The following is a 25,184-nucleotide window of genomic DNA, read 5'->3' on the forward strand; positions in this document are numbered from 1 at the left end:
GCCCGGCCCCCGGGGGGCCCCCCGCCACCCACCCTCCGCCTCCTCCCCACTCCCCACCTCGAGGACACCCATGCCTGACACCGAGACCCTCACCGGTCGCCGCGCCATCGTCACCGGTGCCGCCCGCGGCATCGGCCGCGCGATCGCCCAGGCGTTCGTGGATGCAGGGGCCTCGGTCGTCATCCTCGATCGCGAAGCCGACTCCGGCGCCGCCACAGCGGACGCCCTCGGCGCCCGCTTCCTCCCCGCCGACCTGAGCGACGACTCGTCCGCGCGCGCCTCCGTGGCCGCCGCCGCGGACCTGCTCGGCGGCGTCGATGTGCTCGTCAACAACGCCGGGATCTTCCGGCTGCGCCCCCTCATGGAGATCACCGCCGACGAGTGGGACACCGTGATGAGCATCAACGCGCGCTCCATGCTGTCCACCACGCAGGCCGCCGCCCAGCTCATGCTCGACTCGGGCCACGGCGGCACGATCATCAACCTCGCCTCCATGGCCGCCAAGACCGGCGGCGCGATGGAGGCCCACTACGCCGCCTCGAAGGCGGCCGTCATCGCCCTCACCCGCGCGACCGCCCAGGAGCTGGGCCCGCATGGGATCCGAGCCAACGCCCTCTGCCCCGGCTACATCCTCACCGAGATGGGCGCCGACACCCGCACCGACGACGACGTGGCCGCCTGGAGCGGTCGCTCGCCGCTGGGCCGGTGCGGCACCCCTGAGGACGTCGCCGAGGTCGCCCTGTTCCTCGCAGGGCAGTCCTCGTCCTACCTGACCGGCCAGGCGTTCAACGTCACCGGCGGGATGATCATGCACTAGCGAACGGGAGCCACCGTGACCACCACCCCCGACCTCGACGGCCTCGTCGCCACGCTGACCGACCTCCTCGGCGAGCGCGGCGTATCCGTGGACCTGCCCACCCGCGAGCGCCAGTCGGTCGACGGCTGCAAGCTGTCGCCCATCCTCTCCGCCAAGCTGCCGCTCGGCCTGGCCGACGTCGTGGCCTACCCGTCGTCCGCCGACCAGATCGTCGCCGTGGTCGACGCCGCCGTCGCCCATGGCGTCCCGGTCACGCCCCGAGGCAAGGGCACGGGCAACTACGGCCAGGGCATCCCCATGTCGGGCGGCCTCGTCCTCGACACCTCGCGGGCGCGCGCCGTCGTCGAGATCGGTGAGGGCTTCGTCACCGCCGAAGCTGGCGCCGTGATGGCCATCCTGGAGAACCAGGCGTGGGCGTCCGGCCAGCAGCTGCTCATGTACCCCTCGACCGCACAGTCGACGCTGGGAGGCTTCCTCTCCGGCGGCTCCGGCGGCACGGGCTCGATCGTGCACGGCGTCATCGCCGGCGGCGAGTTCGTGAAGTCTCTCGACGTGGTCCACGCCGACGGCAGCGGCCTCGTGCACATCGAAGGCGCTGAGGCACAGGAGTACCTCCACAACTACGGCACCGCCGGGATCATCGTGCGCGCGACCGTCGCACTCGAGCCCCTGCAGCCGTGGCGCGCGTTCTACGCGTCGTTCGACGACTTCCACGACGCCTTCGCCGCCCTTTCCGAGATCACGCCGACCGTCAACCCCGCGCCGCGCCTCGTGTCCGCCGACCTGCCGACGCTCGCCGAAGCCCTCCCGTCGAACCCCGGGATCCTGCCGGGCAAGGCGAGCCTGCGCGCCATCCTCGACGAGGCGGCCGTCGCCCAGGCGACGGAGATCGTCGAGCGGCTCGGAGGCACGGTCGTGGACGTCCGCGAGGGTGCGCAGGAGATCATGAAGCTGTCGATGATCTCGTACAACCACCCCATCGAGTGGCTGCAGCGCGCACACCCGGACACGTACTTCCACGTGGAGGTGGGCGGCGCTCCGCTGCTCGAGCGCATCGACGAGGTGCACCAGGTCTACCCCGGCGCGATGCTTCACGCCGAGGGCCAGAAGGGCCGTCCGATCGGCATGCTCGCCGCCGAGTACGTGAGCGAGGAGGAGATGCTCGCGGGCCTGGAGCGGCTCGAGGCGCTCGGAGTCACCACGCACAACCCGCACCAGTGGTACGTGGACGTGCGCGTCGCAGAGACCCGCGCACGCAAGGCCGTCACCGACCCGTCCGGCCTTCTCAACCCAGGCAAGATGCCCGAGCTCGAGGTGGCCGTCGACGGCTCGAACGGGCTGATGGCGTCGGGCAAGGCGTCGTGAGCCGGCGGCTCGATCACCTGTCGGGTCCGGCGGCCGCCGCCGCCGTGGGACCCGAGTCGATCATCGTCATCCCCACCGGCGCGGTCGAGCACCACGGCGCGCACCTTCCGCTCGCGACCGACGCGATCACCGCCGAGGCCGTGGCCGACGCCGCCGTCGGCCGCGCCGTGGAGGCGGGCGTGGACGTGTGGCTGCTCCCGACCCTCGCGTACACGAAGTCGGATGAGCACCACTGGGCGCCGGGCACCATGTGGCTCACCGCCGAGACGCTCCTCGCCACGCTGGTGGACCTGGGGCGATCCGTGCAGACGCTGGGTGCCACCCGCCTGCTTTTCCTCAACGGCCACGGCGGCAACGTCGCGCCGCTCGGCATCGCCCTCAGGGAGCTGCGACGTCGCTTCGGGCTGCAGACCTTCGCGACCTCCGTGGCCGTCCCCGCCGGTGACGGGGCAGACGGCGGCGACGAGCACGGCATGCCGATCCATGCCGGACACGGCGAGACCTCGCTGCTGCTGCACCTGCGTCCCGAGCTCGTCCACATGGACCTCGCGATCCGCGCCGTGCCCGCGCACCTGACGGACACGCCCCGCATCGGCTTCCACTCGACTCCCGTGCAGTTCGGCTGGCTCTCCGACGACTTCCACGACTCCGGCGTCATCGGCGACGCGACCGGCGCGACCGCCGACGCCGGCGCGCAGATCTTCGAGGACAACGTCACGGGCGCCGTCGAGTCCCTGCTCCAGATCTCCCGCTTCTCCCCCCGCCCCCAGGAGGCATGATGTCCGGCACCACGGACGAGACCCCGATCATCATCACCAGCGCCAACCGCTTCGGCGCCGACGTCGCAGACCCCGACTTCCCCGTCGACGACCCGATGGCGCTTCTCGGACTGTGGCTGCCCGAGAACGAGGACGAGCTCCGCCCCCTCATGACGCTCAGCACCCTCGGGCTCGACGGCTATCCGGACTCGCGGCACCTGCTGCTCAGCGCCTTCGACGGCGAGGCGCTCTACTTCCACACCTCCACCAAGAGCCGCAAGGTCGCCGAGATCGACGCGGACCCTCGGGTGGGCCTCGCTCTCGTGTGGGTCGAGATCGGCCGCCAGCTCACGGTCGCCGGCGATGCCGTGCTGCTCACGGGCGAGGAGGCCGCCATCGCGTACCGCGCCCGCTCCCGCTACCTGCAGCTGCTCGCCTGGGTGAGCTCGGACGAGGTCGCCGCGTTGCCACGCGAGGAGCGCCTGGCCCGGTGGAACGACTTCGCCACCGCGCATCCGGAGGTGCCCCTCGAGGCGCCCGAGACCTGGACCGGATACAAGGTGATCCCCCGCCGGCTCACCTTCTGGCGCGGCGACGCCGAAGGACCCAGCACGCGCGTCGAGTACACGCGGACCGGAGACGGCTGGACGGTCGAGCGGATCGCCGGCTGACCACGGTCGCGGCACCGTGCGCACCCCCGGGTGCACGGCGCCGCGACCGTCGGATCCCGCTGAGCGAGGCGGGCGATGCCCTCGCCCAGTCACACAGTCAGCGCAGCGAGGAACCTACCTCCGCAAGCGCCTCCGCGAACTCGAGCTCGCGTCCGGCGGTCGGCCCGCCGGAGAGATCCACCCCTGCCACTCCGTCGATCTCCAGCATCGCCGCGCTCATCGCGCGGGACGCCTCGATGCCGGCCGCTCGCGGATCCGCCGCTCGCGCGATCGACGCCAGATAGCCGTCCGGGAGCGTGATCCCGGGGAACGAGGCGAGCAGCTCGGCGCTGCCCGCGTCGAAGACTGCCGGCACGCACGCGATGAACCGCATGAGGCTGCCCGCCGCCCTCGCGCGCGCCACGAAGTCCGCCACCACGGCGGGCCCGCCGCAGTGGTCGACGAAGCACACGTCGGCTCCGGCGCGCTCCTTCTCAAGCACGAGCGGCAGGCGGTGCGCAACGGGCGGCACGGCAGGCGAGGCTGCGACCGACGTGAGATGTCCCGCTGCTCGGGCGAGCGCGGCGATCTGGGGCGCGTCCAGGTCGAACACTGGCATCGCGTCGGCCCTGTGCCCGGTGGCCGTGTGGTCGCCGGTGACGCAGTGGACCCCGTCGACACCCACCTCCGCGAGCGCCGCCAGCTCGGCCTCGATCGCCACCCGATTGCGGTCACGCGCGTTCACACCCGTCCACACACGCATCCCCTCTGCCTTGAGCATCGCAGCGCGAAGCGACGGCGGGAACTGCACCCTCGCGTCGGGGGCGTCGCCCGCGAGCGTGATGTCGACAGACCCGACGAGGGCCCGCGCGCAAGCGCGGAGGGAATCCCCGTCGAGGGCCCGCGCGGGCAGATCGGCGATCACCACACCACCTGACTCCAGCAGGTCGTAGGTGGCGAGCGCCTCCGGGGTGCGGGGACCCGGCGGCGGCGTCGGCGCACCGATGATCCCCTCCCAGCGTCGGACCGGGGCCTCAAGGAAGGTGCAGGGGAGGGGACCCACCTCGCAGGTGCCGTCAGCGGCCACCCCGGCGCACGGGCCGTAGGCCATGTGCTTGGGGCATGGGACTGCGTCGGTCGTCATCGGGGCTCCTCCCGGGACGGTCGGAGCGCCCCGGAGCCGACGCTAGCGACACGACGTTGCGGGGGCGTGTCCCCTGCTTGTCAGCCAGGTAAGACCTCGGGCGCCAGGCCGCACCAGGTCGCCGTGCCCACGCCGTCGGCCTGCGCTGCGCCGGAGACGACTGAGCCCGGATCCCCCTCGAAGGAGAAGGATCCGGGCTCGCTGCGTGTCGGGCGGCTACGCCCAGACGAGGCCCTGGCCGGGATCGTTCATCACTCGGCCCACGTCCGCGAGCACGCGCGCGCCGAGCTCGCCGTCCACCAGACGGTGGTCGACGCTCAGCGCGAGCTGGGTGACCCAGCGGATCTTGATCTCGCCCTCGTGCACCCACGGCTGCTCGCGGATCGCGCCGAATGCGAGGATCGCGGCCTCGCCCGGGTTAAGGATAGGCGTGCCGGTGTCGATGCCGAGCGGGCCGACGTTCGTGATCGTCAGCGTGCCGTCGCGCAGGGCCGACGGCGGAGTCTTCGACTCGCGCGCCAGCCCGGTGAGCTCCTGGATCTCCTGCGCGAGGGCGTGGAGCGGGAGTCGGTGCGCGTCCTTGATGTTCGGCACCAGCAGGCCCCGCGGTGTCGACGCGGCGATGCCCAGGTTCACGTAGTGCTTGTAGACGATCTCCTGCGCGGCCTCGTCCCACGACGCGTTGATCTCCGGGTGACGGCGGACCGCCAGCAGGAACGCCTTGGCGACGATCAGCAGCGGCGTCACGCGCACGTCCGAGAACTCGCGATCGGCCTTGAGCCGGGACACCAGGTTCATGGTCTCCGTCACGTCCACCGTGAGGAACACGGTGACGTGAGGTGCGGTGAAGGCGGAGGACACCATGGCCTCGGCGGTGCGCTTGCGCACCGAGCGGACCGGCACGCGGGTCGCGCGGCCGTCCTTCGTCATCGTCCCTGACTCGAGCCACGGCTGGTCGTCACCCGGGTACGTCGCGAGCACCTGCGGGGCGAACGACTTCGCGGCCGACTCGACATCCTCGCGCGTCACGAGCCCGCCGGGTCCCGACGGCGTGACCGTGGTCAGGTCGATGCCGAGCTCCTTCGCGAGCTTGCGGACGGGAGGCTTGGCGAGCACCGGGTACTCGCTGTCCGCCGCGCCGCCGATCGGCTCGAGCGCCTCAGCACGACGGGGCCGACGCTGCGCGGACCCCGCGCGGACGCCGTAGCCGACGAGCACGGCACCGGACGGCTCGTCCTCGGCGTGCGTCGCGGGTGCGGCAGCAGGTGCGGCAGCGGGGGCCGCCACGGCGCCCGCGCCGACAGTCTGAACCGTTCCGGACTCCGACGCGCCGGCGCGCCCCGCCGCAGTGGGCGTGTCGGCCGGCGTGTCGAGCCGAGATTGGTTCGCACTGTCGGCAGGAGCCTCGGCGGACGGTGCAGAGGCGGAAGGTGCGGAGGCCGCCGGCGCGGGCGACGCCGGGGTCGACTCCGGTGCGGGAGCCGACTCCGCAGCCGGCGCGGGCGCGTCAGCCGGGGCCTCGCCTCCCGGATCGGTGTCGAACACCGCGATGGGCGCGCCGACGTCGACGGTCTGGCCGACCTCGGCCAGCAGCTCGGTCACGACTCCGTCGACCGGGCAGGGCAGCTCGACGAGCGACTTCGCGGTCTCGACCTCGAGCAGCGGCTGGTTGACCTCGACGGTGTCGCCGGGCTTCACGTGCCAGATGACGATGTCGGCCTCGGTGAGGCCCTCGCCGGCGTCGGGCATGCGGAACGTCTCGAACGTAGGCATGACGCTCTCCTAGTGGGTCATCACGCGGTCGACGGCGTCGAGGACGCGGTCGAGGCTGGGCAGGTAGTCGTGCTCGAACTTGGCAGCAGGGTACGGGGTGTGGAACCCACCCACGCGGAGCACGGGGGCCTTGAGGTGGAAGAACGCCTCCTCGCCGATGCGGGCGGCGAGCTCGGCGCCGACTCCGTGCGCGGTCGGCGCCTCGTGCACGACGACCACACGGCCTGTGCGCTTCGCGGACCTCACGACCGTCGGGATGTCGAGCGGTGAGACGGAGCGGAGGTCCACGACCTCGACGCTCGTCCCCTCGCCGGAGGCGACGTCAGCGGCCTGCAGCGCGGTCCGCACGGTGGGCCCGTAGGCGATCACGGTCACGTCGGTGCCAGGCCGGGCCACGCGGGCGCGGCCGATGTCTGCGGTCGCCGCAGCGGCGTCGAGCCGCGTTCGCACGGCGTCGGTGTCCACGTCACCCTTGTCCCAGTAGCGGGCCTTGGGCTCGAGGAACATGACCGGGTCGGGCGAGGCGATCGACTGCTGGATCATGTCGAACGCGTCCTGCGGGGTGGCGGGTGAGCAGATGCGCAGTCCGGCGGTGTGCGCGAACAGCGCCTCGATGCTCTCGCTGTGGTGCTCCACGGCCCCGATGCCTCCGGCGAAGGGCACGCGGATCACGAGCGGAAGGGTGAGCCTGCCGCCGGACCGGTAGTGCATCTTCGCGAGCTGGGTGGTGATCTGGTTGAAGGCCGGGAAGATGAAGCCGTCGAACTGGATCTCGATCACGGACGTGTACCCGCGCATGGCCATGCCGATCGCGGTGCCGACGATGCCTGACTCCGCGAGCGGGGTGTCCATGACACGGTCTCCGCCGAAGTCCTTGTGGAGCCCGTCGGTGACGCGGAACACGCCGCCGAGCTGTCCGATGTCCTCGCCCATGAGCAGGACCTTGGGGTCGCGCTCCATCGCGGCGCGCAGGCCTGCGTTGATGGCGCCTGCCATCGTCATCGTCTTCACGGCGGACTCCCTCTCTGTCACGGCGGGTGCGCGGTGGTGGGTGTCGGTCATGCGTGGCTCCCCTCGTCGAGGAAGGACTGCTGGTAGCGGTCGAACCACGCGCGCTCGCTCTCCACCTGCTGGTGCGGCTCGGCGTAGACGTGGTCGAACATCGTGAGAAGTGCCGGGCGCTCCCACGACTTCACGGTCTCGCGCGTGCGCTTGCCGAGCGCCTTGGTCTCGGCGGTGACGGCGTCGCGGAACTCCTGCGGGAGCTCGCCGAGCGCGTCGAGGTGCTTCTTGAGCCGCTCGATCGGGTCGCGCTGACGCCACTTCTCCTCGTCGGCGCGGGTGCGGTAGCGGGTCGCGTCGTCGGACGTGGTGTGCGAGGCCATCCGGTAGGTGAAGGCCTCGATGAGCACGGGCCCCTGGCCGGCGCGCGCGTGGCGCAGCGCCCACTGGGTGACGGCGTGCACGGCGATGACGTCGTTGCCGTCCACGCGCACGCGGGGGATGCCGAATCCGTCGGCCCTCTGCGCGAGCGGCACCCGCGACTGGCGGGTGGTGGGCTCGGAGATGGCGAACTGGTTGTTCTGCACGAAGAAGACGATGGGCGCGTTGTTGACGGACGCGAAGACGAGCGCCTCGTTGACGTCGCCCTGGCTAGTAGCGCCGTCGCCGAAGTAGCAGATGACGGCGCCGTCCTTGTCGGGGCTGCCGGAGGCGACGAGGCCGTCGCGGTCCATCGCCATCGCGTAGCCGGTGGCGTGCAGCGAGTGGGCGCCGATCACGAGCGTGTAGAGGTGGAACGAGTGCGCCACCGGGTCCCAGGATCCGTGCTCGAGTCCGCGGAAGAGGGTGAGCATCTGCGGCAGATCAATGTCACGGGTGAGTGCGACGCCGTGCTCGCGATAGCTGGGGAACACGTAGTCGGGCTCACGCACCGCGGTGCCCGAGCCGATCTGTGCCGCCTCCTGGCCGAGGCACGAGACCCAGAGCCCGAGCTCGCCCTGACGCTGGAGGCTCGTGGCCTCCGCATCGAAGGCGCGGGTGATGGTCATGAGGCGCCATGCGAGGCGCAGCGCGTCCGGCGTCAGATGGGCGGCGTACGGCTCCCAGTCGGGGTCGGCCACGCGTGTGCCGTCCACGTCGAGCAGCTGGACGAGGCCCTCGTCGCTCAGCGGTCCCGTTGCTTCCACAGTTCTCACTCCCTGCAGATCGAATGCGCACGGGGTGCCGCGCGCTAACCTACGCCAGCGTAGGCTACGGTTCCGTAGGTTGCAACATGAGGGCGCAGAAACGCCCGGGCGAGCACCTCCATGATGCGCCCACCCGGGCGTTCGCGCGACCGCGCCGCTACTGCTGAGAAGAGCCGTCAGGCCTCGTCGTACGGGTACTTCGCCGACACCGTGGCGGCCGACGCGAGCACGCGCTCACGGCCTGCAGAGAACAGCTCCTTGTACGGCATGAAGTACTCGCCCCACGCCTTCACCGGGCCCGCCCAGTGGATGAGCGAAGGCGCCTTGGGACCGCAGAACTCCTGCGCCGGCACGTGGTTCCAGTCGTCGGAGATCGGCAGGATCCGCCCACCCGCGTACAGGTTGAGCGCGTCCTGATCGTTCATCGCGCACTTCTCCACCACTCCGAGCCCGAAGCGCGCGAAGCCCTCCTCCCGCATGCGGGCCAGGTGGAGCAGGAGCACTCCGGCGTTGACCGTGGTCGCGCCGAGCGAGGCGGTCGCGTGCATCGTGCGTCGCAGCCTGTACGCCTCGTCAGCCGGCAGCGCCAGGGACGACCGCGTCACCGGCTTGGCCATGGACGACCAGCCGAGCATCTTGCTGGGCTTGCCGGCCATCACGGAGTCGCCAAGATCCAGGTCGAACAGCGTCGCCACGTCGCCCGTCACGAGGATGTCGATGTCGAGGTAGACCACTCGCTCGCGGTCGACCAGGATCTCCGGCAGCAGGATCCGGTCGAGCGTGGACACCGTCGTGTGGCTGAGCAGCTTGAGCGAGGAGCCGTAGTCGACGTCGTCGCACGCGTACACGACGACCTGAACCTCGGGGAAGAGCGCCGAGAGCATCTCTCCGTAGCCCTCGTCGAGGCCACGGGTGAGGATGTGGCAGCGCACCGGGCGCTTCGTGTTCGCCATGACCGAGTCGAGCACCACGGGCAGCTCGTTCCGCAGGTTCTCGTCGGTCGCGAATGCGATGTCGACCGCGTTCTTCGCGAGCTCGGGCCCCCAGGTGCGTGCCGCGCCGCGCAGCTGCTCCGCCACGCCCGGAACGTCGATGCTGGTCTCGACAGGTGCCAGATCAGAGGTCGCGTACTTCTCCGCGAAGGCGACGTCCTCGGCCGTGAGCTCGCGCCACAGCGCGTACACCTCGTCGCGGCTCTGACCCGCGAGGATCGCGCGGTAGACCGCCTCCAGCTTGGCCTCGAGCCCGCCACGGATCGCCTGGAAGTCCTCCTTGTTGAGGTCGAGCAGGCCCTCGAAGCGCACGTCGGCCTGGTTGCGCGGCCTGAAGTCCACGTCGAGACCCATGGAGCGCGCAGGCAGGTAGCAGTGCAGGCGCGAGGTCACGACCTTGTCGAACGACGCGTACTCGTTGAGCATCTGACGTGCGTCCTCGATGCAGTCGACCAGGTCCATCTCGATCAGGTCGTCACGCACCTGCGCGAACTCGACCTTCGTGGAGTGCGCGTACTGGGGGAGGTCGCCCTTGGGCTCCACCCAGGCCACCTTGTTCTCGCCGGAGGGCGCCGCCGGGTCCAGCACCTGGCCGACGGTCGTGGTGACGCAGCCGGAGAAGAAGCAGGGGACGCCGTGGTCCCGCAGGCGGTAGACGGTGGTCCAGTCACGGCAGCCGATGGGGCCGTTCTCCTTGAGGTTCGCCACCACCTCAGGGGTGAGGACGTCCACGTTCTGAATGTGGAAGGAGACGAAGAGGGGGTTGACCGTGCTCGGGTACGGGAAGTCCAGCTCGCCCTTGAAGCTCCGGTGCATGAACCAGCCGTTGGAAATGAACCAGGTGTTCTCGGGGTAGACGGCGCCGGACGCGAAGTCGCGGTTGATAGCCACCGGAAGCACCTTGGCCGCGGTGTCCGTGATGACGCGGTCCTCGTGGACCTTGTCCTGAAGCGAGGTGAGGTAGCCGGCGAGCGGCGAGTCGCCCACGAAGTCCACGTCCCGGAACCTGAGCAGGTGCGAGATGGCGGCGAGCGTCTGGACGTAGTCGCCACGGTTCGACGACGACGCCTTCGCGTCGAGCATCTTGTACTCCATGACACCGATCGACACTGCGCCGGGCACCGCCTCGGGGGCCGCCGAGCGATGCGCCAGCATCCGGCGGATGACGCGCAGCTGCTGCTTCCCGTCGTCGTCGAGGGAGTCGCCGAAGTCGGCGGGAAGGGTGGCCACCTCGCGCTCGAGCGCGTCCAGGTCGCGGTGACGGCCCAGCACCTTGAGCGCGTCGAAGCGCTGCTCCGCGGAGAGCTGCTCGCGGTGCTCCTCCAGGTACTTCTCCATGCCCTTGATGCCCGCCTCACGGTCGGAGCGGCACAGCGCCTCGAAGTACTCGGGAGCGGCATGACGGATCGCGCGCTCTGCGCCTGCGGCCTCGAAGTACTCGAGCGCCGCGACCGAGAGGTCGTCGCCAAGCAGGAAGATGCCCATGCCGATCTGTCCCGCGGGACGTGACGAGTCGTCCGAGGCGAGCGCCAGGAGGAACGAGCGGTCCGCGAGGCGGTTGCTGCCGCCCACGGCCTTGCGCGCGAACTGCGCCGCTGCCTCGTCCACGCCGGCACCGTGCGCGATGAGCTCCCAGAACTCGTTGATCTCAGCAGCGCGCGCCGCCGCCTTGCGGGCCTTGGCCGCCTTGATCTGCTGGTGCCGGGTGGCCTGCGGCGACACGGGCTGCGGCGCACCGGTGATGCTGTTGAGCGCACGACGCATCGTGCGCGAACCGGGAATCCTCATGCGGGCTGACTCCTTGTCGAGGTGCCGCATGATTGACGCGCGGTGGCGCTGCGGCGATGTGTAGGTGGGCTGGGGATAATTCAGACTAACGGTTCAGGCCCTTGAGGGCTGGTGGGCGCATGACGAATCGCCAGGCAGCGCGCCATGAGCCGAGATCCCGACGGTGTCGCACCGCGAACACCGCGCGGACGGGGTAGCCGAGCGGCCCGAAGACCCTGGCGAACACGGCAGAGCGGGAGGCCGTGTGGGCCTCGTCGGACCAGTTGGATCCTGAGCTGACGTGCGGGTGCACTCCGAAGGCGAGCGGCATGGACTCTCCGGTGAGCCCTGCACGCAGCGCGTCCGCGATGAAGATGTACTCGTCGCCCAAAGGAAGCTCTGCGCCAGCGCCGAAGCGCTCGTCGAAGCGGACGCCCGCCTTCCTGCACTGCTCGACGTCGACCACCATCTCGTAGGTCGCGGCGCGGGCGGAGTTCCATACCGTCAGGCGGCCGAACTCGGCCGGGTGGCTCTTGCGTGCTCTGCCGGTGCCGGCATCGACACCATAGCCGAGCGCGATCGCAGTGCCGTTCTGCTGCATGCGCGTGACGGCCGCGAACACCTCGTCCCACTGGATCTCGACATCGTCATCGCCGAACAGCAGGTACTTCGTGCCACAGAGCTCGAGCGCCTTGTTCCGGCTCTTCGCGACCCCGCGCGAGCGCAGCACGGAGACGGGTCCACGGTCGGCGACCGGTGCGGGAACGTCGTCCGGACTGAACTCCTCGGCGCCGAAGTGCTGCACCACCGCGAGGCTCGCCACGGGTGGGTCCTCCAGCGCGACCAGCCGCGAGACGCGGTCAGAGGTCGTGGAGAAGCCGACCGTGAGCAGCGTTGCCGCTGAGCCCTCGCGAGGGGCGGTGGGGCTCACGCGCCACCGACCGCCTTGTCGAAGCGCGCCACGGCCTCGCGCAGTGCGTCGGCGACCTCGTTGACCTTGGCGTCGCTCACGGTGAAGTCGTGCGTCACGGAGTCGAGATCCACCTTGCGGAGGTCGATCGACACGTGGGCGGGCACCACAGCGGTGTCGAGTCCCGCGCCGAGCGAGTAGTCGCGGTACTTCATGCCGTCGCCGTGCACCATCTGCGAGAACTCGGCGAAGTCGACGAGCGCGCAAGGGATGCCGTACGCGTTGCAGGTGATGAAGATGTGCATCGCGGTCGTCACGACCCGGTCGTACTGCTGCAGCGTGGCGATGAACTGCTCGATGTCCTCCCGGCGGGACAGCAGGACCGAGAGCTCGTCCATGTCCTCGGTGAGCGCGACCGGCAGCGCACGGTGCGTGAAGTGTCGGATGAACGCGGTGCGACCGTTCGTCGTGGTCCGGTCAGCCTTGGGGAAGATGAGGGGCAGCGCGAGCGCGGGGTCACCGAACGACTCGACGCTGGGTCCGCCCGCCTCCTTGACCGCAGCCGCGGTGAGAGGGCCGCGCACCGACACGTAGTCGGCGCCCGGAGCGAGCAGCGTGCCCTCGGTCGACATGCCGGTGCCGACGACGATCGACGACGCGGTGATGAACCTGCCGATGGAGCCCACGCTGAACAGGTGCGGGGCGGCGGTCGGCTGCTGCGGACGGCGGTAGAGGACGGGACGGTCGGTGAAGTTCCCGACGACGAGCGGGCTCAGCCAGTCTCCGTAGTTGCCCGGGAACGGCTTCGCCCACCAGGACAGGAGCAGCGGCTGCTTGTCGCTGTCCCGCAACGAGTAGTGGGCGAAGGCCTCGGCGCTGGTGCGTGCTGCGCTGACGGCGGGCTCGACCTCGCCGAGCTCGTCGAGGCGGGCGATCGCAGCGTCGTAGTCCTGACGCTCGCCCCGCTGCGCCTTCATGACGGCGGTGGTGGCGACACGGGCAGCACCCTGGCCCTCGATGGAGGTGGCTGCCACCTTCTCCGAGTCCGCGGAGCCGAGCAGCTGACCGGTGAGGCCGCTGCGGTCGGACACGGCGCGCAGACGGCGCGCGAGCGCCCGCGGCAGCCGCTTCTCGATGGCCTTGGCGTACCGACTGCGCCGACGCGGCTTGGCGACCTTCGGCGGGTCGTGCTGGACGACCTTCTCCTTGAACTCGCCAACGGACCCGGAGGATCCGAACAGGAAGAACGGCGAGGCGCCCGCGGCGGGCTTGCCGTTGGACCTCTGCATCAGGCGCGACGGCAGCACCTGGAAGGACATCTTCGCGGCGACGGCACGCCACGCCTCCTCGAAGAAGTAGTCGTCGGTCGCCTTGACGCCCGACGTCTTCTCGAGCTTCTCCGCAAGGAAGATGAACTCGCGGCCGACGGCGGTCGCACCGATGCCGAGCAGCGCGGGCTCCCAGAAGCGCGTGCGGTGGGCGTAGCCGATCCGCAGCGGCGAGCTGAAGCCGCGCTGGAAGCCGATGAGGTCCGCCGTGGTGCGCTCGAGCAGCTCCGGGATGTACAGGAGGCGGCAGTCGACGTCCATCCACACCACGAGCGAGTCGGGGTACTTGCGGCACACGTCCGCAAGGAAGGGCACCTTGCGTCGGCAGATGTCCGCCCAGTCCTCGCCCGGGTTCTTGGTGATGGCGAGGAGCTCATGCGCTACACCGAGCACGTCCAGCGTCGACTCCAGCTGGCGGGCGTGGTTGATGTAGTACTCGTCGTCTGAGTAGAACGAGCAGACGACTAGCGCGGGTCCGGACATGGTGCTCCCATCGAGGGTATCGGCGGTCAACAGATTCTAGTTCATGCACGCGTCAGGCAGAGGGCCTGGCGTGAAAGGTGTGACCACTGCTGGGTCGTACGGACGGACCGCTGGCGTCCGCGACGGTGAAGGGCCTGGTGTCAGGCCTTTCCCTCGTAGGCCGCGATGACCTCGTCCGGGTCGCCGTCCATCATGAGCCGGCCGTGGTCGATCCACAGCACGCGGTCGCAGACGTCGCGGATGGACTTCATCGAGTGCGAGACGAGGAACACGGTTCCGGCGGTGTCCCTGAGCTGGCGGATACGCTCCTGGCTCTTCTGCCTGAAGTCCTTGTCGCCGACCGCGAGCGCCTCGTCGATCAGGAGGATCTGGTGGGCGCGGGAGATCGCGATCGCGAAGCGAAGTCGTGCGGACATGCCGGATGAGTACGTCTTCATGGGCATGTCGATGAAGTCGCGGATGCCGGAGAACTCGACGATGTCCTCGTACATCTCCTCGACCTCGGCCTTGCTGTAGCCGAGCGCGAGCCCACCGAGCATGACGTTGCGTGCGCCAGACAGGTTGGGCAGGAGCGCCGCGTTCACACCGAGCAGCGCCGGACGGGAGGACGCGTAGACGGCGCCCTTCACCGGGGAGATCAGGCCCGCCACGGAGCGCATGAGCGTGGACTTGCCGGAGCCGTTGTGTCCGATCACGCCGATGCTCTCGCCCTCGTGGGCCACGAAGGAGATGTCGTGCAGGGCACGGTAGGTGGACACTCCCTTGGGCTTCAGGGAGGCCAGGGACATCTGGTTCCCTGCGGCCTTGCCGGAGGCGAACACCCGGTACTCGACGTCGATCCCGTCGACGACGACGGTGGGGGTGCGGGTATCAGTCGCGGCCATAGCGCTCCTCCGCTCGCCAGAAGAAGATCACACCGATGATGAAGCACAGCAGCGCGGCGGCGACGGCCACGATCCACATCTCCATCGTCTGCGAGTTGCCGGTGACGATCTGCGCACGGACGAGTGCGATGTAGTCGTAGACCGGGTTGAGGCGCGCCAAGGCGAGCAGGTCGGGCCTGTCTGCCAGCACGGCCTCGATCGAGTAGAAGATTCCGGTCGAGTAGAACATGAGGCGCGTCAGCAGCGGCAGAACCTGCGTGAGATCCCTCAGGTGCACTGTGAGCCGGGCGAAGATCAGCGCGATTCCGAAGTTGAACACGGCCATGATCGCGAGCACGACCGGCACGAGCAGCCAGTTCCACGTGATGGGCTCACCCGAGAGCGCGACGATCACCATCATGGTGATGGCCACGGGGATGATCTCGAACACCCGCTGCAGGACCGTGGCCATAGGCATCAGGATGCGCGGGAAGTTCAGCGACCGGACGAGACCCTGGTTGTTGATGATCGATCTCGCGCCTTGGCCGAGCGACGCGGAGAAGAACTCGAAGACGAACACTCCGACCACCAGGAACGGGAGGAAGTTGTCCGGCCTTGAGGAGTTCGGCAGGATGACGAAGAAGATGGTGCCGAACATGAGCGCGAGCAGCGTGGGCCGGAGCACGATCCACACGAGGCCGAGCCGGTTCTGCCCCATCGCGGCGTGGATCCGGTAGCTCGCGAGGGTGGCCGCGAGCTCGCGCCTGCGCCACGCCTCCACGATGTAGCGCCGAAGCTTGGGGCGAGCGCCGACGCGCTCAAGCCCCGCCTGCTCGGCGTACGCACTGAGCCCTTCGGTCGTCAAATGTTCTTCCCTTACGGTCATTGCACGCGGTGGTGATGATCACGACTCACGTGCATGGGCGTTGCCCTCCCGACGAGGCTACCGAGTCACCGTGACTCGCGCCTCGAGGCGTGGACAGCCGCAGTGCTCGCACGCTCGATGAACGAGATCGTGCGGGACCTGGCGGCAATCGAGGGTACACCACGGGCGTGCATCGGGGTCCGGACCTGTGGCCACGGCCCGAATCGAGACACCTGCCGGCACCCGGTCAGATCTTGTCGGGGAACTCGTCGAGCGCCTCGATGAGTGCATCGTTCTCCTCGACGGAGCCGATGGTGATGCGGACGCCGTGCCCCACGAAGGGTCGCACGAGCAGCGGACGTGCGGCCGCGGCCATCGCCTCGGCGAGGGCCTCGGTGCCCTCCCTCACTCCGAGCCACACGAAGTTGCCCTGTGCGTCGGGGACGGTCCAGCCCTGCCCGCGGAGCGCCTCGACCACCCGGTAGCGCTCGGCCACGACCTCCTCGACGCGCTCGAGGAGCTCGTCCTTCGCCTCGAGCGAGGCGATGCCGGCCGCCTGGGCGACGCCGCTCACGGAGAACGGGGTGACGCAGGTGCGGATGTTCGCGGCGATCTCGTCGGACGCGATGGCGTAGCCGAGCCGCAGGCCGGCGAGCCCGTAGGCCTTGGAGAAGGTGCGCAGCAGCACGAGGTTCGGGTGGCGGCTGAGCGCGGCCATGCCGTCGACCGTGTCAGCGTCGCGCACGAACTCGCCGTACGCCTCGTCGAGGACCACGAGGACGGTCTGCGGCACCGCAGCCATGAACTCCTCGAACTCCTCGGTGTGGATCGTGGGCCCGGTCGGGTTGTTGGGCGAGCACAGCAGGACGACCTTGGTGCGGTCGTTGACCGCGGCGGCCATCCCGGGCAGGTCGTGCCGCGACTCGGAGTCCAGCGGGACGGTGACCGGGGAGGCGCCGACGAGCTGCGTGAGGATGGGGTACGCCTCGAAGCTGCGCCAGGCGAACATGACCTCGTCGCCCAGGCCCGTGTAGGCCTGCAGGATGTGGCTGAGCACGGCGACGGAGCCGCCGCCGGTGACCACCTGCGCGGGGCGCGCGCCCACGTGCTTCGCGATCGCCTCGGTGATGTCCGCGGCCATCATGTCCGGGTAGCGGTGCATCTGGGTGCCCGCCGCCTCGACGACGGAGACGATGCTCGGGAGGGGGCCGTACGGCATCTCGTTGGAGGAGAGCTTGATGGGCTCCGGACCGTCCTCCGCTCCTCGCGCACCGGGGACGTAGCGGGGCAGGGAGGCGATGACTGGACGGGGTGCAGGAGTGGTCATGGGTTCCAGAATGCCAGGCGTTCAGGCGGGCGTGCCAGAATCCTCCCCATGAAGTTCCTCCTCGAAGTCGCCATCACCGCCGTCGCCGTCTGGGTCGTCACCCTTCTGCCGCTGGACGTGTCAGTGATCGGAGGAGAGGGCGACGAGTGGTGGCATCGGGCCCTGGTGTTCGCGTTCGTGGGCCTGGTGCTGACGGTCCTCAACCAGTTCGTGAAGCCGATCCTGGACGTGCTCGGACTGCCGATCAAGATCCTGACGCTCGGACTGTTCGGCCTGGTGATCAGCTGGTTCATCCTGTGGCTGACGTCGTGGATCACCGAGCAGGTGAGCTTCGCGACGCTCGAGATCGGCGACTTCTGGATGAGTCTGCTGGCGGCGATCGTCATCGCGATCACCACGGCGATCCTGTCCGCCATCCTGCCGGGCGCCGACCGCCGCTGACGCACGCTCGGTGCGCTCGTGCGCACCGTGGAACAATGTCGGCGTGAACGACTGGACTCGCCTCGCCGACATCACGCCCTCGATCGCCCTCGGCCCGCTCGACGGCCGCTACAGAGGTGCGGTCGCCGACCTGGTGGACCACCTGTCCGAGCCGGCACTGAACCGCATGCGCCTCCACGTGGAGGTCGAATGGTTCATCCACCTGTGCGCCAAGGATGCGGTGCCGGGCGTGCGCCCGCTCACGGACGACGAGGTGGCGCTGCTGCGCGCGATCCCCGCCGAGTTCGACGCGGACGGCATCGCGGAGCACGGTGAGATCGAGAAGGTCACGATCCACGACGTCAAGGCAGTCGAGTACTACATCAAGCGCCGCATCGAGGGGACGACCCTCGCGCCGCTGAGCGAGCTGGTCCACTTCGCGTGCACCTCGGAGGACATCAACAACCTCTCCTACGCCCTCATGGTCAAGGGCGCCGTCGAAGAGGTGTGGCTGCCCGCGGCGACCGCTCTCGTGGAGGACGTCGCCTCGCTCGCCCGCGACGCCAAGGGCACGCCCATGCTGTCGCGCACCCACGGCCAGACGGCCACGCCGACGACGCTCGGCAAGGAGTTCGCAGTCCTCGCCCACCGCCTGGGTCGCCAGCTGGACCGCGTCGGCCGTCAGGAGTACCTGGGCAAGATCAACGGCGCGACCGGCACGTTCGGCGCGCACACCGCCGCGGTGCCGGAGACCGACTGGATCGACGTCTCCAAGACGTTCGTGGAGCACCTGGGCCTCACCTGGAACCCGCTGACCACGCAGATCGAGAGCCACGACTGGCAGGCCGAGCTGTATGCCGACGTGGCCCGCTTCGGCCGCATCCTGCACAACCTTGCGACCGACGTGTGGACGTACGTCTCGCTCGGCTACTTCGCGCAGGCGGCGGCGAAGGGCTCGATCGGGTCGTCGGCCATGCCGCACAAGATCAACCCGATCCGCTTCGAGAACGCGGAGGCGAACCTGGAGATCTCGAGCGCGCTGCTCGACACGCTCGGCGCCACGCTCGTCACCAGCCGCATGCAGCGCGACCTCACCGACTCGTCGTCGCAGCGCAACATCGGCCCCGCCTTCGGGCATTCGCTGCTCGCGATCGACAACGTGCGCCGCGGCCTCAAGACGCTCACCGTGAACGAGGCGCAGCTCGCCGCCGACCTGGACGCCTCGTGGGAGGTGCTCGCGGAGCCGATCCAGTCGGCGATGCGCGCGGCCTCGATCGCGGGCGTCCCCGGCATGGAGAACCCGTATGAGCGCCTCAAGGAGCTCACGCGAGGCCAGCAGATCGACGCGCAGGCGATCCGCACCTTCGTGGGCGGCCTCGAGCTGCCGGCGGAGACGCAGGAGCGGCTCGCGTCGCTGACGCCCGGCTCGTACGTCGGCCTCGCCGAGACGCTGGTGGACCGCTTCCTCCGCTGACCCTCGCCACCTAGCCGTCGAACTCGACCGTGTATGTCGCGTCGGGCGACACCTCGGCCGGAGGATCGACTGCGGTCGTCGTCGGCGCGTCGTCGGGCAGGCAGTACTGAGGGCCGACCATGCGCGCGTCGACGTCGGAGCCCAACTGGCTCAGATCCTCAAGGTCGTGCAGCCGCACCCACGGCTCCTCTCCCACGGCGACCTCCACGACAGCCACCCCGACCCACTCGAAGGTGGCGAAGCCGTCGTCGCCCGGGTCGAACTCGCGAGAGGAGCCTCCGGGGAACACCACCTCGACACGCCCATCGGCGTCACGTGTGATCGTGACTGCATCCGTGCGGACGCCCACGTCGTACAGGTGCCACTCCGACCAGTCCGACTCGCCGAACGGGAAACCGAAGTAGCGGTCGGCGCCCGTCCGGACCATGTCGTATCTGCCATCCCACACACCGGGACCGGTGCTCATCCGCATCTCGCCGAGGTCGCCGTCCTCGGTGACCGACAGCTCGACGACATCGTCGGCCCATGTGAGCCACACGTCGACGCTTGCTCCTGACTCGAACTCCAGGTGCAGAGCCTCACCCTGCGAGGTGGTGCCCTCGAGCAGCCGATTCTCGATCGGGATCACCAAGGGCTCGTCCCCTGAGTTGGGCCTGGACACGCGAAGCCGCTCCGCGCTGAGCTCCACATAAAGGGACTGGCTCTGCCCGGACAGGAAGTCCTCGTCCCCAGTCCCCGTCTCCCACCACTCGAGGGCGCTGTCGAAAGGAACGCAGGCAGGCATGTCCGCTGGAGTCAACGACTCCTCGTACGTCGGCAGCATGGGGATCGCCACCGCTGCCACCGCCGCGACGCCGAGCGCGGAGTAGCCCGCCGCCTTGGTGCGCCGACGCCGTCGCACGCGCGACGTCACCGCCTCTGCGTGCTGCTCGATGAAGGTGGTCTCACCGAACCGCGCCGCGTCGTCCTCGAAGGCGTCGGAGAGCATCGACTCGATCCTGTCCATCAGCGGCCTCCCTTCGTGCGCATCGTGACATGGACGGTGGACGACCCGCCGTCCCACTCGACGACGGTGCCGAGCGCCTCGGCCAGCCGGCCCGACGCGTCGTGCAGGTAACGCTTGACGCTCCCCTCCGAGAGGTGGAGGGCGTGGGCGATCTGCGGCACCGTCAGGTCGTCGTAGAACCTCAGGACGGTGCAGGCCCGTTCGCGCGGCGGAAGGTCCGCGAGCGCGGCGCGGACGTCGAGCACAGCGGCGCGGTCGCCCTGGTCCGCCGCGAAGGACGTGCGGTGGGCGAGCCGTTCGTGAGCGGCGTCGCGGGAGCGCCGGGAGCGGTAGCGGTCGATGAAGACGCTCGGGATGGCCTGCTTGACGTAGGCCTCGGCGCGGTCGGCGTCGGGGAAGGAGCGGCCACGAGAGAACGCGCGCACCAGGGCATCCTGGAGCACGTCCTCGGCCTCAGCGTCGTCCCTGGTCAGCAGCCGCGCGTAGGCGAGCAGGCGGGGTGTGCGCTCACGCATCACCTCGTCGAGCAACGGCTCCCACCGTGCCATCCCTGCCCCCTCTCTGCCGTGCGGGGCCATCAAACCGCTGGGACCACCCCGGCCCCGGTAGTCCCGCCTCAGCGAGCCTCGTCACCCCGTCAACGGAGCATGGCAGGCGAATCGTTGGGTCGCCTCGCCTGCCCGGACACGCGGCGACGCCGACCGCCGGTCAGCCCAGCTCCACCGAGTCCCCTACAGCCAGCGTGCCCGGCGTCGCCACGTCGCAGTAGACGGCCACGCGCATGTCGCGCTGCGCACCCAGCGCCTTGAGCCAGCGGGTGCGGTCGGCGACGCCGTCCTGGGGAAGGTCGATGGTGCGGCAGCGCTCGATCCGCTCGACGGGTGCGAGCACCGCTCCCCCGACCTCGAGCCGCTGCCCGAACCACGTCTCCTCGATGAAGGGCTCGTCGGTCTCGACCACGAGGTTCACACGGAGGCGACGCGGGTCGGCGTCCACCTCGAGCTCGCGAGCGCACCAGTCGAGCGTCGCGGTGCCGATGAGCGACACGGAGCCGTCGTCGAAGTGGGGCACGTCCGTCTCGGGCGCGAGCGCGACGTCGGCCTCCATGGCGTCCGCGAGCGCAGCGTCCAGGTAGGGGTCACCGGCCGTCCGCTCGGTCGCGCCGTCGCTGACGAGCACCGAGCCCTCGGCGGAGATCCGTGCCGAGTAGTCGAACACGGCGTCGCGCCGCACCATTCGCTTGGTGTTCTTGCCCGACGCGAGCCTCGAGTCGGCGTCGCGGACGGCCCAGGCGCGATCGCCGACGAGGCCACGCGAGTCGAGCTCGACGGACTCGAGCGACTCCCCTGCCATGGACTTCACCGGGTACCGGCGGATCGAGACGACACGCATGCGGCCAACCTAGCCGCTCACTCGCCGGCTGGCACGGGCGCTTCGGCGCGAGACTCTGAGCCAGTTCCTGGGAACGGCACCTACAGTGGGCGGGATGAACGAGCCAGCACCGGTCGACTCGACAGCCCAGGGTCGCCGCATCGTCGCCACCACGGCGGACGACGCGACCTCGCCTGCGCCCGCGACGCCGCCCACGGAGCCGCTTGAGACCTCGACGGCTGACGGGCCCTCGCCTCGGCGCCTGAAGTGGGAGATCGCGATCGTCCTGGGCCTTTCGCTAGGTCAGTCCGCGGCCTTCGCGATCACCCGGTTCGTCGAGTACTACGTGAAGAGCGTGGACCTGAGCACCACCACGTCCACGCTCAACCGCTCCACCTCGTCGGTCGCGTGGATCGACCTGGTGCAGCAGGTCATGGTGATCGGGTTCCGCCTGATGCCGGTGCTGCTCGTGTTCTACCTGTTCTCGGAGCGTGGGCGCTCCGCGTGGAGGACGCTGGGCCTCGTGGGCCCGTGGTCCAGGTGGAAGGGCGACATCGGCTGGACCTTCGGCATCGCGGCGATCATCGGCCTGCCCGGGATCGCGCTGTACCTGGGCAGCCGGGCGCTCGGGATGACGGTCAACATCAACACGTCCGGCCTGCCCGACGAATGGTGGGCGGCGACCGTCCTGCTGCTCTCCGCCGCGAGCGTCGGCATCCTTGAGGAGACCATCGCGGTCGGCTACTTCGTGACCCGGCTGCGGCAGCTCCGGTGGGGCGTCCCGGCGGCGATCCTCGCGTCGGCCCTGCTGCGCGGGGCCTACCACCTGTACCAGGGCTGGCCGATGGCGCTGGGCAACGTGGTGATGGGCGTCGTCTTCGCGTGGGTGTACGTGAAGCGCGGCCGCTTGGGCCCGCTGATCGCCGCGCACCTGCTCATGGACGCGGTCGCGTTCATCGGGCCGACGGTGGCGCCGGACGCGTGGCTCGAGTGGCTCGGACTGTAGGCCCGCACGACGGGTTCCCACAGGGCCTGTCACCAGGTCCCCTGGTCCGGGGCGTCGACCTCTAGACTCGCCCCATGGCCTCCGATGCGCTCGTGGACCAGCCGACGCCGTCGGCCGCGCCGTCGCAGGTGCGCATCGTCGACGCGCCGCAGGAACGTGTCCACCGATTCACCGACCTGCTGTCGCTCATCGCGACCATGCTCGGCATCGTGCTCGTGCTGCTGATCGGCGCCTACGCGACCGGCACCACGCAGGGAATCACCGAGGACGTCAGCGGTTTCGCGCGCATCCTCCAGCGCCTGCTCGTGGCGCCGGTGAACATCTTCTCGGGCATCGTCACGCTCGTGATCCCCACGGTCGTGATCATCGACATGGCGATCCGCCGTGAGCCGCGTCGCATCCTGGAGATGATGGGCGCTGCTGTGCTCGCCTTCGTCGCCACGGTCATCGCGGCGCTGACCACCACCTACTTCGGCGCCGACGAGCTCATCAACTCGCTCGCGATCCGCAACTCCGAGGGCGACCTCGTGGTGTCCCTCCCGGCGTACATCGCCGCGGTCGCGGCGCTCCTCACGGCCGCCGGCCTGCGCTCCAGCCACAAGGTGCTGTCCTGGTCGTGGAACCTGGTGTGGGCGTCGATCGCGGTCGCGGTGATCTCGTCGATCGTGACGCTCCCCGCCGCGCTCGTGACAGTGCTGATCGGCCGCGCGACCGGCCTGGTGCTGCGCTGGTCCATCGGCTCCACGGCCGATCGTGCGTACGGCGAGGCGCTCGTGGCAGGTATCCGCCGGGCAGGATTCGAGCCGAAGGAGCTCGTCCGCGCCGACGTGCACGACGAGTTCGCTGCCGTCGAGCTCGACGAGGTGTCCGCCGCGATGGGCAGGACCCGTCAGGGCCGCATCTACTCGCTGACGACGCGCGAGAACCACCACCTGCTCGCAGTCGCCCTGGACGGCGACCAGCACGCAGCCGGCTTCCTCGTGAAGTTCTGGAACGGCCTGCGGCTGCGAGGCATCAACGCCCGCGCCGACGTGTCGCTGCGCCACAGCGCTGAGGCCACAGCGCTCGTCTCCCACGCAGCGAGGACCGCAGGCGTCCGCACAGCACGCGTGCTCGGCATGAGCCACGTGCGCGACACGATGCTGATCATCTACCAACGCCCCGCGCACGTCCGCCCGCTGTCGAGCGTGCCCGCGGAGGACGTCACCGACGGCCTGCTCGACGCGATCTGGCAGCAGGTCGGCCAGGCACACGACGCCGGCATCTCGCACCGCTCCCTCTCCGCCGACACGATCCTGGTGGGCGACGACATCGCGGCCGATCCGACGGTGTGGCTCACCAGCTGGGAGCTGGGCGAGGTCGCGACCGCCACGCTCGCCAAGCGCATCGACCTGGCGCAGGTGCTCGGAATGCTCGCGCCTATCGTCGGCCGCGAGCGCGCCGTCGACTCCGCGCTGCGAGCCATGACCGAGGAGGACCTGGAGCAGGTCGCCCCGCTGCTGCAGATGATCGTCATGCCTCGCTCCACGCGCCACGAGCTGCGCGCCCACAAGGACAAGGCGCTGCAGACCGTCCGCTCGGAGATCATCGAGCGGATGCCCGACGCCGACATCGAGTCGGAGAACATCCAGCGCTTCGGCTGGCGCACCATCCTCACCCTCTTCCTCGGCGTGGTCGCGGCAGCGATCATCCTCGCGTCCTTCAACACGCAGGAGGTGCTCGCTGCGCTCAGCGAGGCGAACCTGTGGTGGCTGCTCGCCTCCTTCGGATGGGCGCTGCTCACCTTCGTGGGCGCCGGCCTTGCGCTCATCGCCTTCAGCCCCGTCAAGCTGCCGTGGTTCCGGACCATCCTCGTGCAGGTCGCGGCCGCCTACCTGGCGATCGCTGTCCCCGCGGGTGTGGGGCCTGCCGCGCTGAACATGCGCATGCTGTCCAAGCGCCGCGTCGCGTCGCCCCTCGCGGTGGCGACCGTCGCGCTCGTCCAGGTGTCCGGCGTCGTCGTCACCGTCGTCGGCCTTGTGGCGCTCTCCCTCATCACCGGCTCCGAGGGCACGCTCGCGCAGCTGCCGAGCACCTCCGTGCTGATCGGCGTCGGCGCCGTCGCACTCGTCGTCGCCCTGTCGCTCACCGTGCCGAAGGTGCGCAGCTTCGCCGCCGCCCGCGTCATGCCGATGCTGCGTCAGACCTGGCCCCGCCTCAGCCAGGTGCTCGGCCAGCCATGGCGCCTCGCGCTCGGCCTCGGCGGCAACCTGCTGCTCACCGTCGGCTACGTAGGCGCCTTCTGGTCAGCCCTCGAGGCGTTCGGGCAGAGCCTGCCCGTGGTCGACGTCGCCGTCCTGTTCTTCCTCGGAAACGCCGTCGGCGCCGTGGTCCCCACGCCCGGCGGCCTCGGAGCCGTCGAGCTCGCCCTCACCGGTGGTCTCACCGGTGCAGGCATCCCGACCGCCGTCGCCGCATCCGTTGTCGTGATCTACCGCCTCATCACCTACTGGCTGAGGATCCCGCTCGGCTGGATCGCCATGCGCTACCTGCAGAACAAGGGCGAGGTGTAGCGGCGCTGCAGCCCGCCGGCCGAGCGCACCGCACCGCACCGCACCGCAAGAATGGTGCTGCAGCATTCGCGGGTCCAGCCCGCAAGTGCACAGGATCAGCGACGCGAGCGTCAGCGCCCCGGTC

Annotated in this window: 21 protein-coding genes; 8 read left to right on the forward strand and 13 right to left on the reverse strand. The window is 69.9% G+C overall.

Going from position 1 to position 25,184, the window contains the following annotated elements:
* Window positions 1–70 precede the first annotated feature (70 nt).
* The 4 genes from QQX04_RS12325 to QQX04_RS12340 are packed head-to-tail and all read left to right on the forward strand — an operon-like array spanning window position 71 to window position 3,611.
* Window positions 71–817 carry an SDR family NAD(P)-dependent oxidoreductase gene (locus QQX04_RS12325; RefSeq protein WP_301129646.1) on the forward strand — a complete coding sequence of 249 codons (747 nt, stop codon included), beginning with the start codon at window positions 71–73 and terminating at the stop codon, window positions 815–817.
* A 15-nt stretch (window positions 818–832) separates the two neighbouring features.
* Entirely contained in the window at window positions 833–2,182 is a 1,350-nt protein-coding gene (locus tag QQX04_RS12330) for an FAD-binding oxidoreductase (RefSeq protein WP_301129648.1), read from the forward strand.
* Complete coding sequence (locus QQX04_RS12335; protein ID WP_301129649.1) at window positions 2,179–2,961, forward strand: creatininase family protein; 783 nt, start codon at window positions 2,179–2,181, stop codon at window positions 2,959–2,961. Before QQX04_RS12330 ends, QQX04_RS12335 begins: the two co-directional genes overlap by 4 nt.
* Window positions 2,961–3,611, forward strand: coding sequence for a pyridoxine/pyridoxamine 5'-phosphate oxidase (locus QQX04_RS12340; protein ID WP_301129651.1), 651 nt, complete (start codon window positions 2,961–2,963; stop codon window positions 3,609–3,611). The genes QQX04_RS12335 and QQX04_RS12340 overlap by 1 nt, the downstream gene beginning before the upstream one ends.
* A 97-nt stretch (window positions 3,612–3,708) precedes the next feature.
* Here QQX04_RS12340 and QQX04_RS12345 read toward each other — a convergent pair whose 3' ends face one another.
* The 10 genes from QQX04_RS12345 to hisC form a co-directional block, all read right to left on the reverse strand.
* Window positions 3,709–4,734 (reverse strand): methylenetetrahydrofolate reductase C-terminal domain-containing protein, encoded by a 1,026-nt coding sequence (locus QQX04_RS12345; RefSeq protein ID WP_301129652.1) that lies wholly within the window; start codon window positions 4,732–4,734, stop codon window positions 3,709–3,711.
* A 216-nt stretch (window positions 4,735–4,950) separates the two neighbouring features.
* The gene (locus QQX04_RS12350) at window positions 4,951–6,507 is read right to left on the reverse strand and encodes a dihydrolipoamide acetyltransferase family protein (RefSeq protein ID WP_301129654.1); all 1,557 of its coding nucleotides are present in this window, start codon (window positions 6,505–6,507) and stop codon (window positions 4,951–4,953) included.
* A 9-nt stretch (window positions 6,508–6,516) separates the two neighbouring features.
* Window positions 6,517–7,569 (reverse strand): alpha-ketoacid dehydrogenase subunit beta, encoded by a 1,053-nt coding sequence (locus QQX04_RS12355; protein WP_301129656.1) that lies wholly within the window; start codon window positions 7,567–7,569, stop codon window positions 6,517–6,519.
* Window positions 7,566–8,696: a thiamine pyrophosphate-dependent dehydrogenase E1 component subunit alpha gene (locus QQX04_RS12360; protein WP_301129657.1), complete on the reverse strand. Its 1,131-nt coding sequence runs from the start codon at window positions 8,694–8,696 to the stop codon at window positions 7,566–7,568. The genes QQX04_RS12355 and QQX04_RS12360 overlap by 4 nt, the downstream gene beginning before the upstream one ends.
* A 176-nt stretch (window positions 8,697–8,872) precedes the next feature.
* A complete protein-coding gene (locus QQX04_RS12365; protein WP_301129659.1) occupies window positions 8,873–11,476 on the reverse strand; it encodes a glycosyltransferase in 2,604 nt (867 codons plus the stop codon).
* A gap of 85 nt (window positions 11,477–11,561) precedes the next feature.
* Complete coding sequence (locus QQX04_RS12370) at window positions 11,562–12,386, reverse strand: glycosyltransferase family 2 protein (RefSeq protein ID WP_301129661.1); 825 nt, start codon at window positions 12,384–12,386, stop codon at window positions 11,562–11,564.
* The gene (locus QQX04_RS12375) at window positions 12,383–14,206 is read right to left on the reverse strand and encodes a polysaccharide pyruvyl transferase family protein (RefSeq protein ID WP_301129663.1); all 1,824 of its coding nucleotides are present in this window, start codon (window positions 14,204–14,206) and stop codon (window positions 12,383–12,385) included. Before QQX04_RS12375 ends, QQX04_RS12370 begins: the two co-directional genes overlap by 4 nt.
* Before the next feature lie 110 nt (window positions 14,207–14,316).
* Entirely contained in the window at window positions 14,317–15,060 is a 744-nt protein-coding gene (locus QQX04_RS12380) for an ABC transporter ATP-binding protein (RefSeq protein WP_301129665.1), read from the reverse strand.
* Window positions 15,047–15,904, reverse strand: coding sequence for an ABC transporter permease (locus tag QQX04_RS12385; RefSeq protein ID WP_301129666.1), 858 nt, complete (start codon window positions 15,902–15,904; stop codon window positions 15,047–15,049). The genes QQX04_RS12380 and QQX04_RS12385 overlap by 14 nt, the downstream gene beginning before the upstream one ends.
* 247 nt (window positions 15,905–16,151) lie before the next feature.
* On the reverse strand, window positions 16,152–17,231 hold the full coding sequence (gene hisC / locus QQX04_RS12390) for a histidinol-phosphate transaminase (RefSeq protein ID WP_301129668.1): 1,080 nt from the start codon (window positions 17,229–17,231) through the stop codon (window positions 16,152–16,154).
* 48 nt (window positions 17,232–17,279) lie between these two features.
* Here hisC and QQX04_RS12395 point away from each other — a divergent pair, with 48 nt between their 5' ends.
* Window positions 17,280–17,672, forward strand: a complete 393-nt coding sequence (locus tag QQX04_RS12395) for a phage holin family protein (protein WP_301129670.1) — start codon at window positions 17,280–17,282, stop codon at window positions 17,670–17,672.
* A gap of 43 nt (window positions 17,673–17,715) precedes the next feature.
* Window positions 17,716–19,125, forward strand: a complete 1,410-nt coding sequence (gene purB, locus QQX04_RS12400) for an adenylosuccinate lyase (protein WP_301129672.1) — start codon at window positions 17,716–17,718, stop codon at window positions 19,123–19,125.
* A 10-nt stretch (window positions 19,126–19,135) separates the two neighbouring features.
* Here the strand turns inward: purB and QQX04_RS12405 are convergent, their stop codons facing one another.
* The 3 genes from QQX04_RS12405 to QQX04_RS12415 form a co-directional block, all read right to left on the reverse strand.
* The gene (locus QQX04_RS12405; RefSeq protein ID WP_301129674.1) at window positions 19,136–20,131 is read right to left on the reverse strand and encodes a hypothetical protein; all 996 of its coding nucleotides are present in this window, start codon (window positions 20,129–20,131) and stop codon (window positions 19,136–19,138) included.
* The gene (locus QQX04_RS12410; protein WP_301129676.1) at window positions 20,131–20,679 is read right to left on the reverse strand and encodes a sigma-70 family RNA polymerase sigma factor; all 549 of its coding nucleotides are present in this window, start codon (window positions 20,677–20,679) and stop codon (window positions 20,131–20,133) included. Before QQX04_RS12410 ends, QQX04_RS12405 begins: the two co-directional genes overlap by 1 nt.
* A 160-nt stretch (window positions 20,680–20,839) precedes the next feature.
* Window positions 20,840–21,523, reverse strand: a complete 684-nt coding sequence (locus tag QQX04_RS12415) for an MOSC domain-containing protein (protein WP_301129677.1) — start codon at window positions 21,521–21,523, stop codon at window positions 20,840–20,842.
* A gap of 94 nt (window positions 21,524–21,617) precedes the next feature.
* Here QQX04_RS12415 and QQX04_RS12420 point away from each other — a divergent pair, with 94 nt between their 5' ends.
* Together QQX04_RS12420 and QQX04_RS12425 are read left to right on the forward strand one after the other, a co-directional pair.
* Entirely contained in the window at window positions 21,618–22,508 is an 891-nt protein-coding gene (locus QQX04_RS12420) for a CPBP family intramembrane glutamic endopeptidase (protein ID WP_301129679.1), read from the forward strand.
* A gap of 74 nt (window positions 22,509–22,582) precedes the next feature.
* Window positions 22,583–25,060, forward strand: coding sequence for a lysylphosphatidylglycerol synthase transmembrane domain-containing protein (locus QQX04_RS12425; protein WP_301129680.1), 2,478 nt, complete (start codon window positions 22,583–22,585; stop codon window positions 25,058–25,060).
* Window positions 25,061–25,184 lie beyond the last annotated feature (124 nt).

The sequence above is a fragment of the Demequina zhanjiangensis genome, assembly GCF_030418315.1.
In the GTDB taxonomy this organism is placed as follows: domain Bacteria; phylum Actinomycetota; class Actinomycetes; order Actinomycetales; family Demequinaceae; genus Demequina; species Demequina zhanjiangensis.